This window comes from Pseudomonas sp. LARHCG127, from assembly GCF_052871455.1.
Genome location: NZ_JBIXJT010000016.1, coordinates 36830 through 60025, shown reverse-complemented (window position 1 = coordinate 60025; position 23196 = coordinate 36830). Strand labels below are relative to the sequence as shown.

The window sequence follows — 23196 nt, the reverse complement described above, 5'->3', positions numbered from 1 at the left end:
ATCAAACCTACTTAGTCCTGACGTACTGCGATCAAGTCGGCTAGGTTAATTGGCTACATCAATCGCTTTTTATGACTGTCGAGAGATAAACAGTGAATTGCCCCCGGTTTGCTGCCTACCCACGACTCGAGCGTGCGATCAGCAATTCTAGGTCGCTCTCTAATCGCTTCCAGATCAGTAGGGCGGTGAGTCGATAATAATACCGGGTGGCGTCGGAATGGTCTTTCAGGTACTGAGTGAGAAACCAGCGCACATGCTTGAGCTGCCAGGTCCAGGGATTATCGCGTTGCCATCGCTGTTGGATGGCCGCTTGCATGATCCGAGCTTGATGTAGGTGTCGTTGCTGCGTGACCTTCGAACCAGTCAGTACGCCACTCAGGAACAGCGCCATATCAAAGGGCTTGGTCACGTTCTACCTCCAATGTAGGCCGAAACCACATCGATCCGGTTATGCCCAAGTTCAACGCTGATCTGTTGCCGCGCCTGTTGATCAAGGTCGTGGTCAATGTGATAAAAGTGCCCACCATTGACTGGTGCCGCTTGGCCAGTGAGCTGTTCGTAACGCTCGCAGGCGTAGGCCGCTCGCAGTTCATGGAAACCCTTCAGTCCGTGTTCATGTAGCGTTTCGCGGGCGAGGAGCACGGTCTGTTGCAGGAACGCTGCGTAGCTTTCGTCTCGGGCCAGCAAGTTGCGGCTGCGGGGCGGCGACGCATGACGAGCCAGCTGCAGCGCCGCCTTCACCTCGTCATTTGCCACAAGCCATCGCGGTGCGGATGCCCCTGAGCGGCCGCCTTTGGTACCGTCCTGGATGTTGATGCGGCCAAGGCGCTCGGCCTCACGGTGCAGTCGTGGCAGGTCAGCCAGGATCGCTTCGCGCAGGCGCATACCGGTTGTTCGGGCCAACAGGACAATCGCGGCCACCCGCTCGTGTTGCTGTTCGCCTAGCGCCTGGAGTACTCGCCGCACCTGTTGGTGGTCTTGGCCATCCGGCGCACGGGTGCGTACGCTCGAGCGCCGCAGTCCTAACGCCTGACTTGGGCTGGCGATCCTCACATCCTGATCACCGCGCAGCGCGGCGAGGGTGCGGTTGACGCTGCTCAGGCGGTTCTGCGCGGTGGCGATGCAGAGTTCACCTTGCTGGATCTGCTGGCGCAGATACGCGGCGTAGTCTTGTAGCGTCTGTCTATCGATCTGGCGCGCATCGTTGTAACCGGGGCCGTCCTCTGACCGACACCAGCGCACGAACGCCTGCCAGCGATCGCTATGCGCTTTAACCGTGGCGAAGTGGCCGCCGGCAAACAAATCCTTTAGCGCTTGTGGGCCCGCGTAGCTCAGCTGGCGGCCATAGCCAAAGTTGCGACCCTCACGCCGACTGATCAGAGCCATCGTCATCACCGTGTTCGTTTGTTTGCAGAAAGAGCAGCAAGGCTTTCCAGTGGGGGCTGAGCCTGTCCATCTGCTGCCAATGTGTCGGGCGGATCAGGAGGGCGTTCTCCTGGTGTTGTAGCAGCGCCCCTTCCTCACGCAGTTGCTCGATCAGCCGGGCTAGGTTGGCAGGATCTAGGGGGTGTGTGGCGACAGCGGCGACAGTGGCGACAACCCGCGTCGTTTCTGGCCTGGCGCGTGGCGACAGGGTGGCGACAGCGGCGGCGACACGCCGCGATTCTGGCTGTGGTTGATGTTGCGCCTGGTAGCGGCGCACCGCGTCATTGAGGCGAAACATGGCGGACCTCGAAAGTTTTTCCGTCGCGACTGCTCAGCCAGCGATGAGTGATCAGCACGACCAATAAAGAGGCGGTATGGTCAGCGCTCTTGCGGGCAAAACGAGGGCCGTTGCGATTGACGTCGCGGACGCTGAAGTGGGTCCAGCCTTTCTGCACCAGCCAGCGCAGCAATCGATCCGCCTCTTCGCATCGGCTATTGACCGGCGCCTGTTCGGTCAGTCGCTGGATCTCGGCCAGGTAGTAATCCATCAATGTGGAGGCGCGCTGGATGTGTCCTTCGTCCAACGCACTGGCCTCTTCAACCATGGCTAGCACGCCCGCGATACGCAGTACATTCGCCGCCGCCTTGCCTGCGACAGGCTGGACGCCGGCCAGCTCGCCGAACTCGCCAGACTGACATTCGATGGTGTCGTGAATATCAATCCAGGCACGACGGGCACGGGCAGTCAGCTCCAGCGTGGCGGGATTGAGTGACCCCCCCTGGTGAAGTGACCAGGGCTTTTGCAGTAGGGTGGTGATCCGCTGTTGGTAGCGCTGGACTTTGGCATCCCGGCTCAGGTCAATCGCCTTGTAGAGCCGCTGGCCGGCCAGGCGCTCGGGCCAACTGACCAGGCAACGGCCGAGGATGCCTTGGCCATTGATCACCGGGTCTTTGAACAGCTGATTGGCCAGGTAGGGTTGCAGCATCAGGTGCAGGCTGAGGCGGCGGTCATAGGCACGCAGGCTTTCTCCGGCCATGGAGCGCGCCCGGTCGATCGGGCTGCCATCCCACAGTGTCGACAAGGTGGTGATCGCCTTGAGCAGGTTCTCTTTGCTCATGGTGCTGCTGCCCAAGAACTGGCCGCCTTCATCATTGAACAAGCCCATGCTGGGCAAGCCCTGGCACAGACTTTTGACCAAGGCCTCAATGGTGGGCTCGGCAATGATCAGTCTCGGTGGTACCGGCTCGGACAGCTCAGCGCCTTTCGCCTCCGCGTGTTTCTTTGCGGTTGTGGGTTTGGCCATGATGCTGGTAGCGGCGCGATAGGCTTTGAGCTTTTCCGCATAAAGGGTCCACTGCTGTCGCTCCCAGTCGCGCGCCGCCCTTAATGCCAGGTGATCCACCGCGCTTTTGCGATCCCCCGAGGACGCCACCGTCAGTAGGTAGAGGGACAGCGGATAGGTTCGGCCGTCGAGTTGGACATTGGCATGACCCTGGCTCACCAGAGCAGCGCTGGCCAGCACTGATTGTGCGGCCATGGCGCATGGCACACCGATCACCTCGGCCAGTCTTTCGACCGCAGGGCCCAACAATTCCCCGAGTGCTTCGACCGGGTAGGGCAGTGGCGCCTGTTGGTATTCCAGCAACGGTTGTGGTGGCTCGAACGCTTCGCACAGTTGCATCGCTATTCTCCTGAGATTATCGACGTCGTCCTCACTCATCCCGCCACGGTTGTTGAGTGGTATCAGGGATCAAGGCCCCTGCGACCTGTGAGGTTTGTCCACTAACGCGGGACTGACGGCTCCTTACGGCCGGGAGCTTGGGCATCTCATGATCTGGCCTCCTGAACACCAATAGCGGTGGGCGGGTGGAGGCTGCACTGGCTGACGAGGCCGGTGTCGCGAGATCCTGAGTCGGGTGAAGGCAGTGATGCGATGACTGGGGCATGCCTGACTGTCAGTCAGGTGCAGTCCATTCCGTGGGCTGCGGCACCATCATCGGCATCGCTGTTGTTGGTGACTTTTCGGTGTTTGTCACGCCGATTGTCACGAGGGGGAAAGCCGCAAAGCCCCATGCGAGCGGGGCTGCAGCAGTGTGAGATGCGCCCGTCTCTTTAGGGGGTAAAGAGACGGGCAAAAGGTTGGCGCAAGAAATGGCCACGCAGATAAGTTGCTGCAGAGCAGCCAGGAGGGGGCATGAGTTGCCGCAGTGGGCATTCTGGAAGAAGTGGCATCCATCACATCGCTGTGACCGTGCGAGCCGCCGGACGCTAATCGCACTTGGGGAAAACCACCACGATGTGGCGTAGCCTCAAAGGTTCTGGCTACCTGGGTGCTGTCGAGGACAGCGTTTGCACGGTTCTGGTTTAGCGCTCGTTCTGCTCGCGGTCAACAGTTTTTGGGGGCGCTGTTGCGCCAATTGGTAGCGCTGGAAAACCTTGGAGGCCGGTGGTTTTCTATGGCCGGGTGGTCGTTCGTCGGTCTTTAATGTGAGCCTGCGTAATTGCATGGACTTGACCAGCACACGCCGTAGTGACGACCGGCGGAGAACGGCCAATTGCTGCCCTCCGCGACAGGCTGCAATCGGCCACTCACTTCAATTCTGTCCACCGATCAAGATAGTCGCTTCTGATATAAGCGCTTTGAGGACTACTTTCAGCTTTGATACATCATACCTTCCGTTTTCAAGACTCTCTTTAGTTTCCGCAAGAAAGCGTCGCATGTATGTTTCCTTGTGTTCTAATGCTCCCTGCCAAGCACCTACTTCTTTTTTGTAATTGCTCCACTGCACATGAGCTTGCGCGTAGCCAGGAAGATCAAGATCCAAATAGCATTCAATCGCGACGGCTCGGCCATTGATATCACAATTAACAACTCCCTCAGGGCCTCGCGCAGGAAACTGACGAAAGTTATCCATGTCTGGAAGCATCATCGCACGCATGTTCACAGGCAGGGATAGCTTGCTTAGACGCTGAAATGCATCCAGCCCTTCCGCATCGTTATCCAGCACGAAAATGATTTGGTTATGCACATCAATTCGTAGCAAACCCTCAGCAAATTTCACAAGGTTTCCAGTTCCCCAAAATGGATGAGCACCCTCTAAATCTACAAAGCGAAAGAAGTCCGCCACGTCGGCACAAAGCAGATTCAAAGCATGTTTAATGATGCGTGCGTCTGAGCTTCCCTCGGTCACAATTAAGATTGTCTGACCCCGTCTCACCATGGGGTTGAAGTCTTCCAACGCTACCCATCCTGCATCGACTATGGGACCATATTGCCACATAACCTCCGCGTCTGCGTTCGAAGGGCTTTGAGCAAAGACTTGAAGCATCGAATAGGAATTTAGAACGCAAGCTACGGAACAAAAATAGCTTTGCTCGGACCAATATGAATCAGAATATTCAGTCTTTGGGATGCGGGAGATTACATCTTCCATTGAGCCAAACCTCCCTTTTACCAAGTCATACCTATTATCCGAGTCGAACTCTATAAATGTGTCATCCAATGAGGATAACGGGTATTGACATACAAATATGCAGTACTCATCGAATGACAGAAAAACTGGTACATCTTCCTCTGGGTCTGGGTCACCTCTTAATTCTAGTTCTTGACGTACTAGCTCTTCATATTCCGCCCGCGCCGCATTCAGTGTGAACCCAAGCAGATTCAGCCTTGGTAAAACCCGAGATAGCGGGCGAACAAATGCGGCTTCGTGATCCGACAAATCGTCTTCTGGATTTTGCTCATAGTATTCATAGTCGATTTGGTCCGAAAGCCGTCTTTGCCTGTCTTCTACTTGAAAAAGAACCCCATGATCTATACCCATAGAATTCTTCGAATAGCTAATCGATAAGCCTGCCACTTTTAGTTCAATTACTGTACCCATAGATTTCTCCTCGCATAGTTTGAGGTTTTAATTAATTGGTAGTTTTATCGCTGACCGGAATCGTCTATGGTCGAAGAGCTTAAATTGGCCGATAACTGTCCGTCATCCGAAGCAGTTATCGACATATTACTGTATTTATCTCAGTCTAGGATCGCTTTTAAGCTTAGATTGCATAAAATTCCAAGAGAGCTCCAATCCTTCTCAAATAGTCCTCGCCCAAAAGCATTGGGTGGTAGCGGAGACCATTGAGAAGGTGATCGGCATGTCCTGTTAAAACCGAACCGAGGCCCTCCTTAGTTTTGTTTACGACGGCATAAGTAGTAGGAAGAGTGAAATCCATTATTTCGCAGGTAGGCAGGGTTAGCCAAGCATGAATTTGAAGTTTAGGTGTATTTATCCCACTTTTAATTAGGGCGATCATCTGCTCTTCCGTTTGCATGAAGAGCGTGCTATCGCCCATGAATACATGGCCGATAGTGTAAGTTATTTCCTCATTAAAGTAATCGCTAAGAATGGGCAGCAATTTCATATGGTATGAAAGACATTGAGATGCGACTTGTTCTACAGATGCGTCGCCCAGTGCGTCCCTGACGATATAAGGAATGTCTTGATGAACCTTCTGGTTGAGCAGCCTTCCCTCCTTAGGTTGGAATTCAGGCGTCTGAAGTCCGAGCCTTTTTGCTCTGGCGATTGCTTCCATTAGTTCGTCTTGATACGCCATTTTCCATTGCTCCATGTATTTAAATTAATTAACGGACGCACACCAAAATAGAAAGGCAACAGCTTGCCTATGACTATTTTTGTTTACAAAACCGTTAGTTTGCCAGCTTTCTTAATTGTGTCGGCCAAGCGCCTTGGCCATTGCCACCCTTGAAGAAAACACGGCCGTTGGACTGGATGGATGAGATCACGAATATTTGTTCGAAGGAGCATAATTCTCCGTCGTATTCGAACTGTGTCAAGCGGATAACTTGATCTCCGGGCTTGAGGCCTAGGTTGGAAATCGCCTCTTGGTTTCTTACGAAAAGTGCTTCGCCGATCTTGGCACTGGCAACGCGCTTGGTGTCCTCGGTAACATCTTGGTCCAGAGAGGCAGCAAAGGCTCTTTGACGGTCGCTGGAAGGCTCAGCAGGCTCATGACCGATGGCAGTAGCTACTTCATCCAAGAGGCGTGCAGCGGCTACATCGAATGTGTCATTGGTGATATCGATGTCAAAGACGCTGGCGAGTTTTTTTTGAGCTTGCGACGAGCTAGTAAGATTCATGCTTGCGGGGCTCCGTTCTTTTACGCCAAACGATTAAGCTGAGGGACATAGGCAGCACAGTTTGCGGGCATGGGCTCAGGTGAGCCCGAGGCTAGAGCCAGCGAGGTAAAACATCAATCAAACCACGGCCCCCGCCATGTGAACTGGCCGCTTTTGGTTGGTGGCTGCTCGGAATCGAACGCCCACTTCTGGCTGAGTGCCGCCGATGGCGACGGGCTGCAGTCGACCCCGTGCGGACGGTAAAATCGTAGAAAATAATCTCTTCTCCATTTCCAGCGCAGCCGAGCCTTTGAGGCGGTGGTGTTCCAACGAGAGGTGTCCCTATGCAAGACATTGCTACAACGCTATCCGCTTGGAAGACCTCTCTTTGCCGAGAGGTCGACGTTGGTGGCTTATTCACAAGGAGCAACATCGCGCACAAATGGAAGGCCCCCTGGCGTGGGCTGCTACTCCGCGAGTCAGTTGCATGGCGCATACAGGACCTGCTTGAGCAGTCGCATACGTTGTATATGGCATCTCAACTGCTTGGTGCGCGCATTCTACTGCGTAGTGCATTCGAAACGGCCGCTGTCCTAATTCATTTGAACCAAGCCACACGCCAAGTAGTCGCCGGCACAAAAGACTTTCATGAATTCTCCGAAAGAACCACAAAGCTTTTACTGGGTTCGCGCGACAAGAGCACGTCGTACGAGTCCATAAACATCCTCACGGTGCTCAGTAAAGCGGACAAGCGCTATCCAGGACTGGAGCAATGGTACGCAGCGCTTTCGGAAGGCGCGCATCCCAACTTTGAGGGGATGCTGTTTGGATACTCTGAGTCAGATAGGCAGAGCCACACCACCAACTTCCAGAATCGCTGGGAGGTGCTCTATGGCAATCACCATCTAGAAGCCATGAGCGCGTGCATGGTGATTTTTGATACTGAGTACAACCATGAATGGCCCGATGCCTTTGAAGCTTTGGAGCGTTGGATTGAGCAAAACGATGCCATGTTGGAGGCAACAAAATCATCGTCTAAAGACGTTTAGCCAGCCGGTTGAAAGCCGAAACTACGACTTTCAACCAACCTACCCATCGTCCGCTTCTGGCCGATTTCGGCATTTAATCAACGGCAGCTATATGGGGTCGGTTGCAGTCCTTCAGTGCTTGGCTGACGCACTCGCGCTGAGTGGCACCCGCTGACACCCATCAACTGCAAACGGCTGGTCAGCGCGAATGCAGATGACTGGTCAGTGGCAATGCAATTAGGTGGTCAAGTGAGATGTAATTACGCAGAGCCCATGCGAGTGGGAATGCGGAGCCTTCCCGCTCGCGTGGGCTTGGCCGAGAAAGCCCCAAGAGGGAGGCTTGCAACGGCGACAGTCGCCACTTCTGTCGCCATGCTGCAGGCCAGGTATTACACGGGTTGTCGCCGGTGTCGCCGCTGTCGCCAAATCAACCATCATTCTATCTGGGGAGTCATTTTCGGTTACTGGCGGCGTCCTGTGAGCGCTCACCGTATCGGCACGACATTGCGGTTCCTGGCGTCATTGATGGCAGCTACCGACAGGCTACCAGTGGCCGCTTTCTGGATGTGCTCACTCCACCAAGCCATCATCGGTCTCCGGCGTTCAATGTAGTCCGCTCGGTTGTAGGCACTCCGGACTTCGTCCTTGTCGACATGCGCCAGCGCGACTTCGATCAGCTCCGGATCCCACCCATGCTCGTTCAGGATGGTGCTGGCCATGGAACGCATGCCGTGGCTGACCAACCGGTCCTGGAAGCCCATGCGTTTCAACGCCATGTTGGCGCTCTGGCTGTTGGCGTGGGTGCGCGGATTTCTATCTGCCGGGAACACGTATTCCCTATGGCCGCTGTGGGGCTTGAGCGTCTCCAGTAACGCGAGTGCCTGTTCGGTCAGCGGGATGCTGTGTGGGCGGCGCTTCTTCATCCGCTCCGGAGGGATGGTCCACACACGTCTCTCAAAGTCGATGTCTGCCCAGCGAGTGGTCGCGGCCTCGGCAGGACGGGTCATGGTGTGCAGTTGCCATTCGATCAGGCAGCGGGTGATCCGCTTGATGCTGGCGTTTGCGATTTCGATCATGAGCTCGGAAAGCTCATCGGGTCGTAGCGCTGCCATGTTCTGTTTCTTGGGTTTCTTGAATACTGCGCGAATGCCACTGAGGGGGTTCGCAAAGATCAGTCCTGAATTGACCCCGTAGGTCATGATCTCGTTGAGCCGTTGGCTCAATCGCTTCACTGTCTCGAGGCTGCCTTTGGCCTCGATTGGGCGAAGCAGTTCGATGACCATCGGTGCGCTGATTTTTGAGAGCGGCGTTGTTTTCAGGTCTGGAAATACATGCAGCGTGAGCGAGCGCCAAATGTCTTCGGCGTACGCCGGCGTGACCGAGTCCTTCTTCAGCTCGAACCAGGCGGTGGCCACGTTCTCGAAGGTGTGATCCGTTTCTGCGCGCTTGGCCTCATTCAGCGTATCGCGCTGCACCTTCGGATCGATGCCTTGGGCGAGCAGCTCGCGTGCTTCTACCGCCATCTTTCGGGCGTTCGCCAGCGAGAGCTCTGGGTAGGTGCCCAAGCCCATGTTGATGCGGTTCTTGGTCACCGGTTCACGGTAATTGAAATTCCACAGCAACGAGCCGTTGCTGCGTACACGGAGTTGCAAACCGTCACCGTCGGTGAGGACGTAATCCTTGGACGCGGGTTTGACTCCCTTGAGCTGTCGATCAGAGAGGCGGAGGGCTGGAGCAGGCATGAGATTTTCCTCAGGCACTGATTTGGTATTCCAAAGGTTAGCACCGAATGGGTTGGAATACCGTTTGGAATACCCGAATGGCTGGAACTCAAAAAATCTCAGAAGACCGCAAAAGCGCTGGAGGCCGCGTATTTACTGGATCTCAGGCACAAAAAAAGACGTCCGTGGACGTCTTTAGATGATGAAGTGGTGGAGCCGGGGGGATTTGAACCCCCGTCCGCCAGTACTCCGCTGTCGGTACTACATGCGTAGCCGTGTCTATTAAGTTAACCCTCAGCGACCCGACGGGCAGGGTGCTTTGGGCGAGTTGTGTAAGTTTTAGCCGATTCGTCCACAACGTACTGCACGGCGATTCCGTTCTATATGACAATCACTTTGGGTTTACGGACATCCCCTCGTGATTGCTGGACCCGAAGGTACCAGAAGCTCAGGATCTAAGGCTGCTTACGCAGCGATAGCGAATTCCTGGCCGTAGTTTTCGTCATTGGCAACTATAGAAGTTGCAACAGTGGATTTACGAGTTCTGTTACCAACTCGGCATGCACCTAAAGTTTCGCAACCGGCGTCGAATCCTAAACGGCCCCGAACCTGTCGCTCCGTGAGTCTGTTGGAGCGGCAGGCATGTGCAGTGTACGCCAATCCATGTCCGAGGCCAACCCGAAGGTTGGCCTGCGGTGAGGCTACTGGTCGCCTTTGGCGTTGTTCTGCAGCTTCTGGATGGCCTGATTGGTCAACGAGATGCAATTTTCGGTGCCTTCTTTGGTGCCTTTGGCGTGCTCAGCCTTGGCTTGTCCGACGGTGGCGTCGATGTCGGTCTTTAGACCTTCGCTCATTTGCTCGGTGCTGACTTTGGCGTCGCTGATCTTTTGCAGGTTGATTTTGCAAAGGTCATCCTGGCTTCCTGCAAACACCGGAGAGGCCAACATCGCAGCGGAAATGAACAAGCCAGCAAGTGCGGTGCGCTTCATGTGTATCTCCTTGAACGTAGGGTCTCGGTGCCGCTGGACAGTCGCGGCCGGGCCGAGTCAGTAGGTGGCCCAGCGAAGCCGGGCCTATTCAAGTGACTACAGCGAAGCGCAGGAATTCGATTTTTCTTCGAGCCCTATCGCAAGGCCTTCACCGTTGGCGGGCTTGGGGCGGGTGACACGGTCAACCAGATAGACCAAGCCGTGGTAGTCGATTTCCCCATGATGCGTCAGACCAATCTCACACGTGCGGCTGGTGGAAATGCCCTCGGTGCAATATTGCACCGCGTCCTTGAGGCTTCGCAGCGAATGGGCGTTGAGTTCGGGGGTGGTAAAGCCCTTGTCGCCGGCAAAACCACAGCAATGGATACCTTCCGGAATCACCACTCGTTTGCTGCACTGGCGCGCCAGGTCGATCAGCGCCTGGCTTTCGCCGAGATGCTGGGTACTGCACGTGATGTGCACCGCGATGGGCGCCTCCTGGGGGGTGAAATCGAGACGGTCCATCAAGTGAGTACGGATGAAACGCACCGGGTCATACAGGTCCAGGCGCACGTCACCCAGGTCCTGGACCAGCCGTAGCGTGCAAGGGCTGGTGTCGCAGTAGATCGGGTCGAGCCCGCCGCGACTGGCGTGCAGCAAGGCGCCGATCAGTTCCTGGCGCTTGTGTTCGGCCTGCTCGGTGTAGCCTTTTGAAGCAAAGGGTTGGCCGCAGCAGAGACTGTTTACATTGTCGGGAAAGACTACCTGATAACCGGCCTTTTCCAGTAGGCCGCGAGTCTTGTCGTACAGCGACATTTGCTCGTTGTCTCCCGCCGCCGGGCCCATGACTCGCGACACGCACGCCGCCAGGTACACCACCCTCGGACGTTCGTCCGAGACGGCGGGGCTGAAACGAATGGCCTTTTCCGGCTGGGGCATGGCGTGGGTCCACTGTGGCACCTGGCCCTTGGACAGGCGTGTCAACGAGGCCGACAGTTTCGCCAGTCGGGGCGCGCCCAGCAGCATGCGTGCGCCGTTGGCGACGTGCAGGGCGAAGCGCGCGCCTTGCAGTGTGATAGCGAAATTTCCTTCAATCCAGTTGGCAGTTTTCGTTCGCGTCGCGTCGCGGCTGCGCAGCTTTTTCACCAGCTCGCCGGTATTGATGCCTACCGGACAACGTTGTGCACACAGACCCGTGGCGGCGCAGGTGTCGATGCCCTGGTATTGGTAGGCACGTTCCAGTTCGGTGGTGTCGGTGCCGGCGCGTTTCTTCGCTTGGATATCGCGCCAGATCACGATGCGCTGGCGCGGGCTCAAGGTCAGGTCCTTGGAAGGACAGACCGGTTCGCAAAAACCGCACTCGATGCACTTGTCCACAATCTCATCGGCTGCCGGCAGTGGTTTGAGGTGCTTGAGATGAATCTGCGGATCTTCGCTGAGCACCACGTCCGGGTTGAGAATGCCGTTAGGGTCGAGCAGGCGTTTGAGCTGCCACATCAATTGGTAGGCATCGCTGCCCCATTCCAGCTCGACGAACGGCGCCATGTTGCGCCCGGTGCCGTGTTCGGCTTTGAGCGAGCCGCCGAATTCCACCGCCACCAACTGCGCCACGTCATCCATGAACGCCTGGTAGCGTGCGACTTCTTCGGCGCTGTTGAAGCCTTGGGTGAAGACGAAGTGCAGATTGCCTTCCAGCGCGTGTCCGAAAAGGATCGCTTCGTCGTAGTGATGTTTGTCGAACAGCTCGATCAGACGGTTGACGCCGATGGCCAGTTGCTCCACTGGAAAGGTCACGTCTTCGATGATGACCGTGGTCCCGGTTTTGCGGACCGCGCCCACGGCGGGGAAGGTGTCTTTGCGGATCGCCCAGAGTCGGGCGTTTTCCCGTGGGTCTTCGGTAAAGTCGACCTGTTTTTCCACCGGGAAACCGGCCAGGGAGGCCATGATCCGGGCCAGCTGTTCTTGTAGTAATGACGAAGAAGCCGCGCGGGATTCGATCAGCAAGGCGCAGGCATTGATCGACAGATGCTGCACGAAATCCGGCATGCCCGGTTTGTCCTGCACCGAGCGCAGGCTGCGGCGATCCAGCAGTTCGACGGCCGATACCGGCTGGCTTTTCAGTACGGTGACGGCGTTGCAGCAGGTTTCCACATCCGGGAATACGATCAGGGCCGAAGCCTTGTTCGGATGGTCGATGACGGTGTTGTAGGTCACCGCACTGATAAAACCGAGGGTGCCTTCGGAACCCACCAGCAGGTGGCTCAAGATATCCACAGGCTCGTCAAAATCCACCAGGGCATTGAGTGACAGGCCGGTGGTATTTTTCAGACGGTATTTATGCCGGATTCGTGCTGCCAGCTCAGTATTGGCGCGGGTTTCGCGACCAAGGGTGGCCAGGCGTTCCAGCAGGTCGCCATGGCTTGTACGAAAAGCCGCCACGCTTGTGTCGTCTTCAGTATCCAGGCGCGTGCCATCGGCCAGGACCAAGCGGATGCCGGCCAGGGTGTGATAGGTGTTCTGCGCCGTGCCGCAGCACATGCCGCTGGCGTTGTTGGCGACGATGCCGCCGATTTTGCAGGCGTTGATCGAGGCCGGATCCGGGCCGATCTTGCGCCCGAACGGCGCCAGCCAGGCGTTGGCCTGGGCGCCGATCACGCCGGGCTGCAAACGGATCTGCGTCCCTTGTTCGCGAATCTCGCGTCCGTTCCAGTTATCCCCCAGCACAATCAGCACCGAGTCGCTGATGGCTTGGCCGGACAGGCTGGTGCCGGCGGCGCGGAACGTGACCGGGACGTGGTCCCGTTGGGCCAGTTTCAGCAGGGCAATCACTTCATCTTCGGATTCGACGCGTACCACCAGTTTCGGAATCAGCCGATAGAAACTGGCGTCGGTGCCGAAGGCCAAGGTCGACAGCGGGTCGTCGAAACGGCGTTTCTGCGGGATCAGTCGTTCAACGTCGTGTAGGAAAGAGGTCGGAAGGGTCATTGGTCCTCCAGAATCAAAACCACCAGATCCTTCGGACCATGGGCGCCATAGGCCAGGACTTGTTCGATGTCGGCGGTTTTCGACGGGCCCGATACCAGCAGGGCGTTGGTGGGCATGCCTTGGGCCCATTCGAATTCCTGTTGTACTTCATAGAAGTTGTCGCGGATCTCGCTGGCCTTGAGCAGGGCGAAATGCACCGGTGGCACCAGGCTCATCAGTCGCGGCTCTTCCCGCGTCGGCCAGAGAATCAGGCTACCGGTGGCAGCGATGGCCCCGAGGGTTCCGGTGAGGCTGGCCGGGGTGTCGTTGAACAGCTCGGCTTTCCATTCTTCCACCGGGCGGTCGTAGGCCTTGAGGGTTGGCAGGTCCGGATTGTTTGCCCAGAACTGTGTGATTTTTTTCCCATGTGCGGTTGTCGGCGCGATGAGCAGGCTCGGCAGTTGACGGTCGCGCAGCAGTTGCGCGAGCAGGGCCGGCCAGCCTTTCTCGGAGGTCAGGTGGATTTCGGTGTGCACCGCCTCCATCAGCTTGCGCAATTGCGCGATACGCTCCTCGGGCGCATAGCGATAGGTCTGCGTCACCAGGTCGACATCGAAGTTGTCGGCAACCGGCGTGGTGCCCGTCAGGCTTTTACGCAGCTTGGCGAGGATATTGTCCTTGGCGCTCATCGGCGGTCTCCCTGCTGGTTCAGGTGTTCGCGGGCCAGGTCATGCAATGAGCGGGCGGCGGGTTTGGGGGCGCTGTGGTTCTGGGTCCACGGGCCGACGTTTCGAGGCGTCAGGGCGCGCAGGCGCGTGGCGAGGAAGCCGAACAGCCGATACAGTCGCGGCGAGCTGTTGAGCCAGGCCCAGGCATTCCAGATGAACCGTTCCTTGGGCGAGTATTTGCTGCCCTGGCCGCGCATCACTTGGTTAGGGCTGTCCGGCGCCTTGACGTTTTCTTCCCGCAGCCGCCGCAGCAGTGCCGGGATCGGAATCTTCACCGGGCACACTTCACCGCAGGCACCGCACAGCGAAGAGGCGCTCGGGTGGTCGGGCACCTTGGCCAGGCCGACCATGTGTGGCGTGATGATTTTTCCGATAGGCCCCGGGTAAACCTCACCGTAGGCATGGCCGCCGATTCGGGTATAGACCGGACAATGATTCATACAAGCGCCGCAGCGAATACAGTTCAGGGTCTGGCGCAATTCACTGTCGGCAAACGCCTGGCTGCGACCGTTGTCCAGCAGGACCAGGTGGACTTCCTGGGGGCCGTCCAGTTCATCGGCCTTGCGTGGCCCGGAGATCATGTTGACGTAGGTCGTGATGGGCTGGCCGAGTGCGGAGCGGGTCAGCAGCGAGAGCAGCGGCACGACATCACGCAGGTTCTCGACAACCTTTTCGATGCCGGTCACGGCAATGTGCACCGGTGGCACGGTGGTGGACATCCGCCCGTTGCCTTCGTTTTCCACCAGCAGCAGCGTGCCGGTTTCGGCGACGGCGAAGTTGACGCCGGAGACGCCGACGTCGGCCTCGAAGAACTTCTGCCGCAGGACCCTGCGGCCGATCTGAATGAGTTGGTCAACGTCCTTGGTGTACTCCACGCCGAGTTTGTCGTGGAACAAGGACGCGACCTGACCGGCATTCTTGTGGATCGCCGGCATAATGATGTGTGAAGGCTTCTCGTGGTCGAGCTGGACGATGTACTCCCCCATGTCGGATTCGAGACACTCAATGTCCCGAGCCTTGAGGAAATGGTTCATCTCCATCTCTTCGCTGACCATCGATTTGCCCTTGATCACTTGCCGCGCCTCGTGAGCGCGGATGATCGAAAGGACGATGCCGTTGGCTTCGTCCACCGTTTCCGCCCAGTGCACGTTCACACCGTTGCGGGTCAGGTTGGTTTCAAGTTGCTCGAGCAGGTCGGGCAGCTTGGATAACGCACGGGCGCGGACGGCATTGCCCAGCACTCGCAGGTGTTCTCTTTCGTGGGCATCGCTGAAGGACGTTGCCCGCTTGGTCATCAGTGAATCCATCGCACTGCGAAAGTTGTTTCGCAGTTGCGTGTCGTCCAGGGCCTTGTGGGCTCGGGCACGAAAATCTTCCTGCACCTCAACGGTCGGGATCAGCGTCGGCGTGCTCATGCGACACCTCCGATGCGCTGGCGCAGGAAACTCGCCAGGTGCTGGCCGCGTAACGCCTCCTGCTGCTTCTCCAGCGCGCCGTTGATGTTCATCAAGCAACCGCAGTCGGCGCTGACGACCTGGTGCGCGCCGGATTCCTTCAGCGCTCGGGTCTTGTCGGCCACCATCGCGCCGGAAATATCCGGCATGCGAACGCTGAACGTCCCACCAAAGCCACAGCATTCGCTTTCGTGGCTGTGTTCGACTCGCTCCACATTGCGCAGCTGCGCCAATAACGCGCGACCGTGCAGGTGGGTATTCATTTCACGCCGTGCCGAGCAGGACGTATGCAGCGCGATCTTCACCGGCTCGCCGTTGTCGTTCAGCTGCACCTTGCAGACAAACAGCAGGAACTCGGCCAGTTCATAGGTCCGGGCCGCCAAGGCCTGGACCTGCTTGAGCGTTTCCGGCTCGTCCTTGAACAGGTCGGCATAATGCTCGCGCAGCATGCCGGCACAGGAGCCCGAGGGCACCACCACCGGATAATCTTCGGCAAACAAGGCCAGTTGCGCCCGGGCCACCGTCCGCGCCTGCTCGGTGTAGCCCGAGGTGTAGGCCGGTTGGCCACAGCAACTTTGCCCCTGCGGGTAGTCCACCCGGATCCCTTCGCGCTCCAGCAGGTGAATCGCATCCATTCCGGCTTCGGGATAGAACAGGTCCACCACGCATGTGCCGAACAGATAGACCCGGCGCGGTTTCTCGCTGGGGTACTGCCGAGGCTCGGGCAAGGGCGGGGCGACACGGGTCGCGTTCGGTACGGCGTTGTAGAAAAGCTCGCTCATCAGGCGTGTCTCCGGGTGGTCCCGGTTATCCGTCCGCTGAGGCTGCTGAATATAGCCAGGAAATCTTTCAGCAGCCTTGCAGACCCGGTTGTGAATAGCAGACGCCGAATCACGGTTCGGCGTCGGTTTTTCCAGTATTGCGTGTAGGACTCAATGAACCAGCATGCCGGTAAACCAGTAGGCCTGGGCCAAGGTGATCAAGCCGACAATCGTTGCAAAGAATAGGCTGTGTTTGAGGGTGAAACGGAACAGATCCGATTCCTTGCCCACCAGCCCGGTCGCCGCGCAGGCCACCGCGATCGATTGTGGCGAAATCATCTTGCCGGTCACGCCGCCGCTGGTGTTGGCCGCGACGAGCAGGGTGTCGTTGACGCCGATCTGGTGCGCGGTGGTGGCTTGCAGCGAGCTGAACAGCGCGTTGGATGAGGTGTCGGAGCCGGTCAGGAACACGCCCAGCCAACCCAGGAACGGCGAGAAGAACGGAAACGCTGCGCCCGTGCCCGCCAGCACCAGGGCCATGGTCGACGACATGCCCGAATAGTTGGTGACGAACGCGAACGCCAGCACCATGCCGATGGAAAGGATCGGCCAGCGCAGCTCGAAAAGCGTCTCTTTAAAAGTGGTAAGACCAGTTTTCAGGTTGATCTTCAGCACCAGCATCGAGATCAGTGCGGAGAAGAAAATCGCCGTGCCGGTGGCAGAAATCGGATCCAGCTTGAACACGGCCGGGATGGCGGTGGGGTTGATCACGATGGGCGCGACCTTGATCACCATCTGGTCCAGGTGCGGAATGGCGAAGTTGAACACCCAGCCGTACATCGAGCCGCCGGCGGCGAACATGGCCTTGAACGGCTTGAGGGTCCAGATCGTCACCAGCACGGTAAGAATCAGGAACGGCGACCACGCCTTGATGATTTCCCCCAGGCTGTAGGGCGACGCCACGGTGCTGCGCGGTTGGCCGAAACCGCCGGCGTTGGCGGTGACCGTTGCGCTGGAGGTGGTGCCGGCAATCTGGGCGCCGGCGGTGCGCTTGGGCTGCCAGATTTTCAGGAACAGCGTGAGGGAAATCAGGCTGGCCAGGGCGGAGGTGATGTCCGGCAGTTCCGGGCCGATGAAGTTGGAGGTGAAGTATTGGGTGATGGCAAAGCTCAAGCCGGCCACCAGCGCTGCTGGCCAGGTTTCCCGCACGCCGCGCAGGCCGTCCATCATGAACACCAGCCAGAACGGCACGAACAACGACAGCAAGGGCAATTGGCGACCGGTCATGGCGCCGATCTTGAACGCGTCGATCCCGGTGACCTGGCCGGCCACGATAATCGGGATGCCCAGCGCGCCGAACGCCACGGGGGCGGTGTTGGCGATCAGGCACAGGCCCGCGGCATACAAAGGATTGAAGCCCAGGCCGACCAACAGTGCGGCAGTGATCGCCACCGGTGCGCCGAAGCCCGCGGCACCTTCCAGGAATGCGCCAAAGCAGAAACCGATCAACAGCACTTGCAGGCGTTGGTCATCGGTAATCGACAGCACCGAGCTGCGAATCACCTCGAACTGGCCGCTCTTGACGGTCAGTTTGTAGAGAAACACTGCGGCGACGATGATCCAGGCAATGGGCCACAGGCCATAGGCAAAGCCATAGCCGGCAGCGGCGAAGGCCATGTCTGCGGGCATGTTGAAGGCGAAAATCGCCACGGCAATCGCCAGGGCCAAGGTGATGCTGCCGGCCACATGCCCCTTGAGACGAAATACCGCCAGGGCCAGGAAGAAAAATACGATGGGAATAACGGCCGCAAGTGCGGACAAGCCGAGGCTGCCGAGCGGGCTGTAGAGCTGTTGCCAGGTTTGCATGATGGGTGGGCCCCTAATTGTTGTTGGTCAGGCACTGTCAGCGATTTTGGGTAATTGGTAATACCAATTTACAAGCGCTGTCGGCTAGGGTAAAAGCCTTGGTTGTCGTGTGTCAATTTGCCGCCCTGAAACTTTCGTCGAATAAGCGGTGCAGAGGGCATCTGATCCGTTCGAACAAATAGCTTTTGGTGGGTGTGGGCACGGCCCGGATGGGCCAGAATAGAGAGCCCGGCGAGCCGTCGGGATCGTGGAGAATTGAGTTATGGGGTTTGATCAGATTCGTCAGCGCCGTTTGTCTGACGATATTGTCGAGCGGCTTGAAGGCATGATCCTTGAGGGCACGCTGAAGTCGGGTGAGCGGCTGCCCGCCGAGCGGACCCTGGCCGAGCAGTTCGGTGTGTCACGCCCTTCGTTGCGTGAAGCGATCCAGAAGCTGACGGCCAAAGGCTTGTTGATCAGTCGCCAGGGTGGCGGCAACTATGTGGTGGAGTCGCTGGGCTCGACGTTCAGTGATCCGCTGTTGCAACTGTTGGAAAGCAATCCCGAAGCACAGCGCGATTTGCTGGAGTTCCGTCACACGCTGGAGGCTTCCTGCGCTTATTACGCGGCACTGCGGGCTACGGAGGTGGATCGCGAGAGGCTGACGGCGGCGTTCGACGAACTGCAGGATTGTTACTCGCGCCACGACGAGGTCAGTCGGGCGGAGGAGGGCGCGGCGGATGCCCGGTTCCATCTGGCGATCGCCGAGGCCAGTCATAATGCGGTACTGCTGCATACCATTCGCGGCTTGTTCGACCTGCTCAAGCGCAACGTCGTCACCAATATCGGTGGCATGTACAAGCAGCGCAGCGAGACCCGCGACATGCTGATCAGCCAGCATCGGGAGTTGTACCAGGCCATTATGGATGGACATGCCGAACAGGCGCGGGAAATCTCCAGCCGACATATCTTGTATGTGCAGGAAGTCTTGGAAGAGGTGCGTCAGGAAGTGCAGCGTATGGCGCGGGCGGAGCGGCGCAAGGGAATGTAACAGTGCCGGCGAACCCTGTGGGAGCGAGCTTGCTCGCGATGGCGGTCTGGCTGATCCAACAATGTTGGACGCATCGCCGTCATCATCGCGAGCAAGCTCGCTCCCACAGTTGATTCCGGGCTAGTCTTCCTTGCCCTTGTTGCGCACAGCGCGCTGCAGCTCGCGGCCGGCATCGCGTTCGCGCTCGGTGTCGCGCTTGTCGTACTCCTTCTTACCCTTGCCCAGGGCAATTTCGCACTTGATCAAGTGCTTGCTCCAGTACAACGACGTGCAGACGCAGGTGTAGCCCTTCTGCTGCACGGAGGCGAAGAGCTTTTCCAGCTCGCGCTTGTTGAGCAGCAGCTTGCGCGAACGTACAGGATCGGCGATGACATGGGTGCTGGCGGTGGTCAGCGGCGTGATATGACTGCCCAGCAGCCACGCTTCGCCGTCCTTGAGCAAGACATAACTGTCGACCAGTTGCGCCTTGCCGGCACGCAAGCTCTTTACTTCCCAGCCGGCCAGGACCATGCCAGCCTCGAAACGTTGTTCGATGAAGTAATCGTGTCGCGCCTTTTTGTTTTGCGCGATGGTCCCTGTGGGGTGTTTCTTCTGTTTAGCCATAGGGGCGGCATTATAGGCAGTTGCGTGCGTGTCGGCTACGGTGAAGCTGCGTGCTTGAGCACGTTGAGTGAATCCCGGACAATGCGGCCTCTTTTTTGAACGCTTGGGCGTGATCACGATGTCGACAGACAAGGTTTCTGTCCACGGCAGTTGGGCTAGCCGCTGGGTCTTCATATTCGCGGCGACCGGTTCTGCCGTGGGGCTGGGTAGTATCTGGAAGTTTCCATACATGGTCGGCGTCTACGGTGGCGGGGCCTTCGTATTGATGTTCCTGGCCTGCATCGCCCTGATCGGCGCGCCAGTCATGCTGGCGGAGACACTGATCGGCCGTCGCGCCCGGCAAAGCCCGGCCAACGCGCTGAAGGTGTTGGCCGTGGAGGCCGGACACTCGCCGAAATGGTCCTGGGGTGCGTTCGCCGGGATGATCACGGCATTGTTGATCTTGTCCTTCTATAGCGTGGTCGGTGGCTGGTCGCTGGACTACATCATCGACATGGGGCGAGGCGATTTCCAGGGGGCGACGCCTGATCAGGTCGGCGCTTACTTCGGCAATGTGATCGCCGACCCTTGGAGACTCACGCTTTGGCACACGCTCTTCATGGTGCTTTCCGCCGTGGTGATTGCCCGGGGTGTAGTGGCAGGGCTTGAGCGCAGCCTGCGGATCATGATGCCCTTGCTTTTCGTGATGATCCTGGTCCTGCTGGGCTACAGCATGACGACCGGGCACTTCATGGAAGGCGTGCATTTCATGTTCGACTTCAAGCCGGAAAAAGTCATGGATGGCCTGCTGCCGGCCATGGGGCACGCGTTCTTTTCCCTCAGTGTCGGGGTCGGTTCGATCATGATCTACGGCGCCTACATGCCGAAAAATGCGTCGCTGACCAGGACTGTCGTTGGTGTTGCGCTGCTGGATACCTTCGTGTCGCTGCTGGCGGGGGTGGCATTGTTTCCGATTGTGTTTGCTGCCGGCCTGAACCCCAGCGAAGGGCCGGGGTTGATGTTCGTCAGCCTGCCATTTGCTTTCGGTAGCATGGCGTTCGGCCAAGTCATGGGCGTGGTGTTTTTTGTCCTGGTGGCGATTGCCGCCTGGAGCTCGGCCATCTCTCTGCTTGAACCCATGGTGGCCTATCTGGTCGAGCGCACCCGCTTGAGTCGAGCCTGGGTCACGTTCTGGCTGGCTTTCACTTGCTGGTTCGTGGGCTTGGGCACGGTGTTTTCCTTCAATATATGGAAGCAGGCGAAGTTTTTCGTGAACGAAGACGGGCTGTTCCGTCTCTACCAGTGGGGGGCAATCGGAGGACTGGATTTCTTTGGCGTGATTGATTTCTTCACATCTCGGATCATGCTTCCACTGGGAGGTCTGTGTTTCGTGGTGTTTGCAGGGTGGATCATGGGGCGTGAAGCCGTGCGTGATGAGTTGTCGCTGCGCAGTCCTGTATTGTTCGCCTTGAGCCTGTTCTTGATGCGCTATGTGGCGCCCATTGGCATTCTCGTAGTGTTTGCCGCCCAGCTGTGGAAGTGACGCTTACATGACGACACATATTCAACGCTCGGCCTTGCTGCCCTACCCGGCGCAGGCGCTTTACGACTTGGTCAATGATGTGGCGAGTTATCCGGAATTCCTGCCTTGGTGCTCGTCTGCCGAGGTGCTCGAGAGCTCCGAAACCCATATGCGCGCCAGCCTCAACGTCGCCAAGGGCGGCCTGAGCCAGCATTTTGTTACTCGAAATACCTTGGTGCCTGGCCAGTCCATTGAAATGAACCTTGAAGAAGGGCCATTCAACCAGCTCCATGGTGTATGGGTGTTCAAGCCGCTTGGCGAGAAAGCCTGCAAGATCAGCCTGGACCTTTCATTTGACTACGCCGGTCCGTTGGTGCGAGCGACATTGGGACCGCTGTTCAACCAGGCTGCCAATACCCTGGTCGATGCGTTCTGTCAGCGCGCCAAGCAGAACGCAGAGCTCAAGCGTTGATCGAGATAGAAGTGGTGTATGCCTCGGTGGATCGCCAGGTCTTGCGCACATGCAGGGTGCAGGAAGGCACCAGTGTTCGCGCAGCGCTGGTGGCGTCGGGGATTGCCGACGTATTCCCGGAGCTGGACCTGGCAACTTGCCCGGTGGGGATTTTTGGCAAGGTGGTTGCCGATCCGGATAACCAAGTGGTGCAAGCGGCCGATCGATTGGAAATTTATCGACCTTTATTGGCTGATCCGAAGGAAATTCGCCGCCTGCGCGCGGCCAAGGCTGCCCAGGCGCGACAATCAGAGCAATAACCTGGTCTGATCGCACTGTGAGCCGTTGTGGCGATGCGCAGCAGCCTTTCTTTGTGAGCGCTTCGCACTCAAGCGGGAGCAAGCTCCCTCGCCACGGATTCACTACGTTCCTGAATAAGCAGCATCTGCCGGAATCGCAGACAAGAAAAAACCCGGCATGCCGGGTTTTTTTCTTGTCGCGATTTATTGCGGCGACGTATCCAGAGGCTCCGGAGTCGGGACCGGTACGGTCTCGACGTTGTCCACGTCCTTCTGGATCTGGTCCAGCAACGAACCTGGCTTGACCGGTTTTTCCGGTTTCGGCTGTTCGGCATTCTGGGCCGGGTCGGTCACGGTGGTGCCGCTGTCCTTGCCCATGATGGCCTCGTCGCGGCTCACGCCAGGCATGAAATCGCCCGACAGGCTGACGAGTTGGTCGTCAGGGCTGAAGATGACGCTGATGCGTTCCTGCTGGCGCTCACCGCCACCTGGCTGCAAGCTGTACAGATAATCCCAGCGATCGGCATGGAACGTGTCGGTCAGCAGAGGGTTACCCATGATAAACCGTACTTGCCGGCGGGTCATTCCCGGGCGTAACTGGTCTATCATGTCCTGCGTGACGACATTGCCCTGCTGGATGTCGATTTTGTAAACCCCGGGGAATGAACAACCGGCGAGTGCGAGCAGTCCCACAAAGGTGAAACTGGTTAGCAAGAGCTTGGTGTTTTGCATCGGTGGGCGACTTCCACTATCTTGGCTGGGACAACGTAAACGCCGATCATACCCGCATTAAGAGAAGCTGCGAAGCAGCATCGCGAGAAAGCTGACCATGGTTGAAAATAGCGAACTACGCAAAGCCGGCCTCAAAGTGACCCTGCCACGGGTCAAGATTCTACAAATGCTCGATTCCGCCGAGCAACGCCACATGAGCGCCGAGGATGTCTACAAGGCGCTGATGGAGGCTGGTGAGGACGTCGGTCTGGCCACGGTTTACCGTGTCCTGACCCAGTTCGAGGCAGCTGGCCTTGTGGTGCGACACAACTTCGACGGAGGCCATGCGGTCTTCGAACTGGACGACGGCAAGCATCACGACCATATGGTCAACGTCGAGACCAGTGAAGTCATCGAATTCTTCGACGAAGAAATCGAGCGACTGCAGAAAGCAATCGTCGACAAGTATGGCTTCGAGATGGTTGATCACAATCTTGTGCTGTACGTACGCAAGAAAAAGTAAGCATGTCGCGCGGACTTAAGGTTCGCGAAACGAA

Annotated in this window: 22 protein-coding genes and 1 other RNA gene; 6 read left to right on the top strand and 17 right to left on the bottom strand. The window is 57.9% G+C overall.

The annotated features are described in order from the left end of the window. Positions 1–115 precede the first annotated feature (115 nt). The 7 genes from ACIPQ1_RS23865 to ACIPQ1_RS23835 all read right to left on the bottom strand — a co-directional run bounded on the left by ACIPQ1_RS23865 (position 116) and on the right by ACIPQ1_RS23835 (position 6575). On the bottom strand, positions 116–409 hold the full coding sequence (locus tag ACIPQ1_RS23865) for a hypothetical protein (protein ID WP_446534879.1): 294 nt from the start codon (positions 407–409) through the stop codon (positions 116–118). Continuing rightward, complete coding sequence (locus ACIPQ1_RS23860; protein WP_446534878.1) at positions 406–1386, bottom strand: integrase domain-containing protein; 981 nt, start codon at positions 1384–1386, stop codon at positions 406–408. The genes ACIPQ1_RS23865 and ACIPQ1_RS23860 overlap by 4 nt, the downstream gene beginning before the upstream one ends. Then, entirely contained in the window at positions 1364–1723 is a 360-nt protein-coding gene (locus ACIPQ1_RS23855; protein WP_446534877.1) for a hypothetical protein, read from the bottom strand. Before ACIPQ1_RS23855 ends, ACIPQ1_RS23860 begins: the two co-directional genes overlap by 23 nt. Continuing rightward, complete coding sequence (locus ACIPQ1_RS23850) at positions 1707–3107, bottom strand: YfjI family protein (protein ID WP_446534876.1); 1401 nt, start codon at positions 3105–3107, stop codon at positions 1707–1709. The genes ACIPQ1_RS23855 and ACIPQ1_RS23850 overlap by 17 nt, the downstream gene beginning before the upstream one ends. A gap of 913 nt (positions 3108–4020) precedes the next feature. Next, positions 4021–5310: a HEPN/Toprim-associated domain-containing protein gene (locus ACIPQ1_RS23845; protein ID WP_446534875.1), complete on the bottom strand. Its 1290-nt coding sequence runs from the start codon at positions 5308–5310 to the stop codon at positions 4021–4023. A gap of 163 nt (positions 5311–5473) precedes the next feature. Continuing rightward, complete coding sequence (locus tag ACIPQ1_RS23840) at positions 5474–6031, bottom strand: hypothetical protein (RefSeq protein WP_446534874.1); 558 nt, start codon at positions 6029–6031, stop codon at positions 5474–5476. Between the two features lie 94 nt (positions 6032–6125). After that, positions 6126–6575, bottom strand: coding sequence for a hypothetical protein (locus ACIPQ1_RS23835; RefSeq protein WP_446534873.1), 450 nt, complete (start codon positions 6573–6575; stop codon positions 6126–6128). 323 nt (positions 6576–6898) lie between these two features. Between ACIPQ1_RS23835 and ACIPQ1_RS23830 the strand changes: the two genes are divergently transcribed. Next, on the top strand, positions 6899–7603 hold the full coding sequence (locus ACIPQ1_RS23830; protein ID WP_446534872.1) for a hypothetical protein: 705 nt from the start codon (positions 6899–6901) through the stop codon (positions 7601–7603). A 464-nt stretch (positions 7604–8067) separates the two neighbouring features. Here the strand turns inward: ACIPQ1_RS23830 and ACIPQ1_RS23825 are convergent, their stop codons facing one another. The 8 genes from ACIPQ1_RS23825 to ACIPQ1_RS23790 form a co-directional block, all read right to left on the bottom strand. Beyond that, positions 8068–9324 carry an integrase domain-containing protein gene (locus ACIPQ1_RS23825; protein ID WP_446534871.1) on the bottom strand — a complete coding sequence of 419 codons (1257 nt, stop codon included), beginning with the start codon at positions 9322–9324 and terminating at the stop codon, positions 8068–8070. 187 nt (positions 9325–9511) lie between these two features. Next, positions 9512–9908, bottom strand: a transfer-messenger RNA (tmRNA) gene (gene ssrA, locus ACIPQ1_RS23820). 96 nt (positions 9909–10004) lie between these two features. Continuing rightward, complete coding sequence (locus ACIPQ1_RS23815) at positions 10005–10292, bottom strand: hypothetical protein (RefSeq protein ID WP_039592339.1); 288 nt, start codon at positions 10290–10292, stop codon at positions 10005–10007. 96 nt (positions 10293–10388) lie between these two features. After that, positions 10389–13256 carry an FAD-binding and (Fe-S)-binding domain-containing protein gene (locus tag ACIPQ1_RS23810; RefSeq protein WP_446534870.1) on the bottom strand — a complete coding sequence of 956 codons (2868 nt, stop codon included), beginning with the start codon at positions 13254–13256 and terminating at the stop codon, positions 10389–10391. After that, positions 13253–13924: a LutC/YkgG family protein gene (locus tag ACIPQ1_RS23805; RefSeq protein WP_411386463.1), complete on the bottom strand. Its 672-nt coding sequence runs from the start codon at positions 13922–13924 to the stop codon at positions 13253–13255. Before ACIPQ1_RS23805 ends, ACIPQ1_RS23810 begins: the two co-directional genes overlap by 4 nt. Beyond that, positions 13921–15378: a LutB/LldF family L-lactate oxidation iron-sulfur protein gene (locus ACIPQ1_RS23800; protein WP_411386464.1), complete on the bottom strand. Its 1458-nt coding sequence runs from the start codon at positions 15376–15378 to the stop codon at positions 13921–13923. Before ACIPQ1_RS23800 ends, ACIPQ1_RS23805 begins: the two co-directional genes overlap by 4 nt. Continuing rightward, complete coding sequence (locus tag ACIPQ1_RS23795; protein ID WP_411386465.1) at positions 15375–16199, bottom strand: (Fe-S)-binding protein; 825 nt, start codon at positions 16197–16199, stop codon at positions 15375–15377. The genes ACIPQ1_RS23800 and ACIPQ1_RS23795 overlap by 4 nt, the downstream gene beginning before the upstream one ends. 150 nt (positions 16200–16349) lie before the next feature. Beyond that, complete coding sequence (locus ACIPQ1_RS23790) at positions 16350–18044, bottom strand: lactate permease LctP family transporter (RefSeq protein WP_434572424.1); 1695 nt, start codon at positions 18042–18044, stop codon at positions 16350–16352. 262 nt (positions 18045–18306) lie between these two features. Here ACIPQ1_RS23790 and ACIPQ1_RS23785 point away from each other — a divergent pair, with 262 nt between their 5' ends. Then, positions 18307–19074 (top strand): FCD domain-containing protein, encoded by a 768-nt coding sequence (locus ACIPQ1_RS23785; protein ID WP_411386467.1) that lies wholly within the window; start codon positions 18307–18309, stop codon positions 19072–19074. Positions 19075–19194: 120 nt separating this feature from the next. On the opposite strand, the gene smpB is transcribed toward ACIPQ1_RS23785, so the two are convergent. Then, a complete protein-coding gene (gene smpB / locus ACIPQ1_RS23780) occupies positions 19195–19677 on the bottom strand; it encodes an SsrA-binding protein SmpB (RefSeq protein WP_042730880.1) in 483 nt (160 codons plus the stop codon). Between the two features lie 118 nt (positions 19678–19795). On the opposite strand from smpB, the gene ACIPQ1_RS23775 reads away from it, so the two are divergent. The 3 genes from ACIPQ1_RS23775 to ACIPQ1_RS23765 are packed head-to-tail and all read left to right on the top strand — an operon-like array spanning position 19796 to position 21949. After that, the gene (locus ACIPQ1_RS23775) at positions 19796–21199 is read left to right on the top strand and encodes a sodium-dependent transporter (protein ID WP_446534869.1); all 1404 of its coding nucleotides are present in this window, start codon (positions 19796–19798) and stop codon (positions 21197–21199) included. Positions 21200–21206: 7 nt separating this feature from the next. Beyond that, positions 21207–21650 carry a type II toxin-antitoxin system RatA family toxin gene (locus ACIPQ1_RS23770; RefSeq protein WP_186705977.1) on the top strand — a complete coding sequence of 148 codons (444 nt, stop codon included), beginning with the start codon at positions 21207–21209 and terminating at the stop codon, positions 21648–21650. Beyond that, positions 21647–21949: an RnfH family protein gene (locus ACIPQ1_RS23765; RefSeq protein WP_446534868.1), complete on the top strand. Its 303-nt coding sequence runs from the start codon at positions 21647–21649 to the stop codon at positions 21947–21949. Before ACIPQ1_RS23770 ends, ACIPQ1_RS23765 begins: the two co-directional genes overlap by 4 nt. A 183-nt stretch (positions 21950–22132) precedes the next feature. Here ACIPQ1_RS23765 and ACIPQ1_RS23760 read toward each other — a convergent pair whose 3' ends face one another. After that, positions 22133–22660: an outer membrane protein assembly factor BamE gene (locus tag ACIPQ1_RS23760; RefSeq protein WP_014336565.1), complete on the bottom strand. Its 528-nt coding sequence runs from the start codon at positions 22658–22660 to the stop codon at positions 22133–22135. A 97-nt stretch (positions 22661–22757) separates the two neighbouring features. Here ACIPQ1_RS23760 and fur point away from each other — a divergent pair, with 97 nt between their 5' ends. Beyond that, the gene (gene fur, locus ACIPQ1_RS23755; RefSeq protein ID WP_003197684.1) at positions 22758–23162 is read left to right on the top strand and encodes a ferric iron uptake transcriptional regulator; all 405 of its coding nucleotides are present in this window, start codon (positions 22758–22760) and stop codon (positions 23160–23162) included. Positions 23163–23196 lie beyond the last annotated feature (34 nt).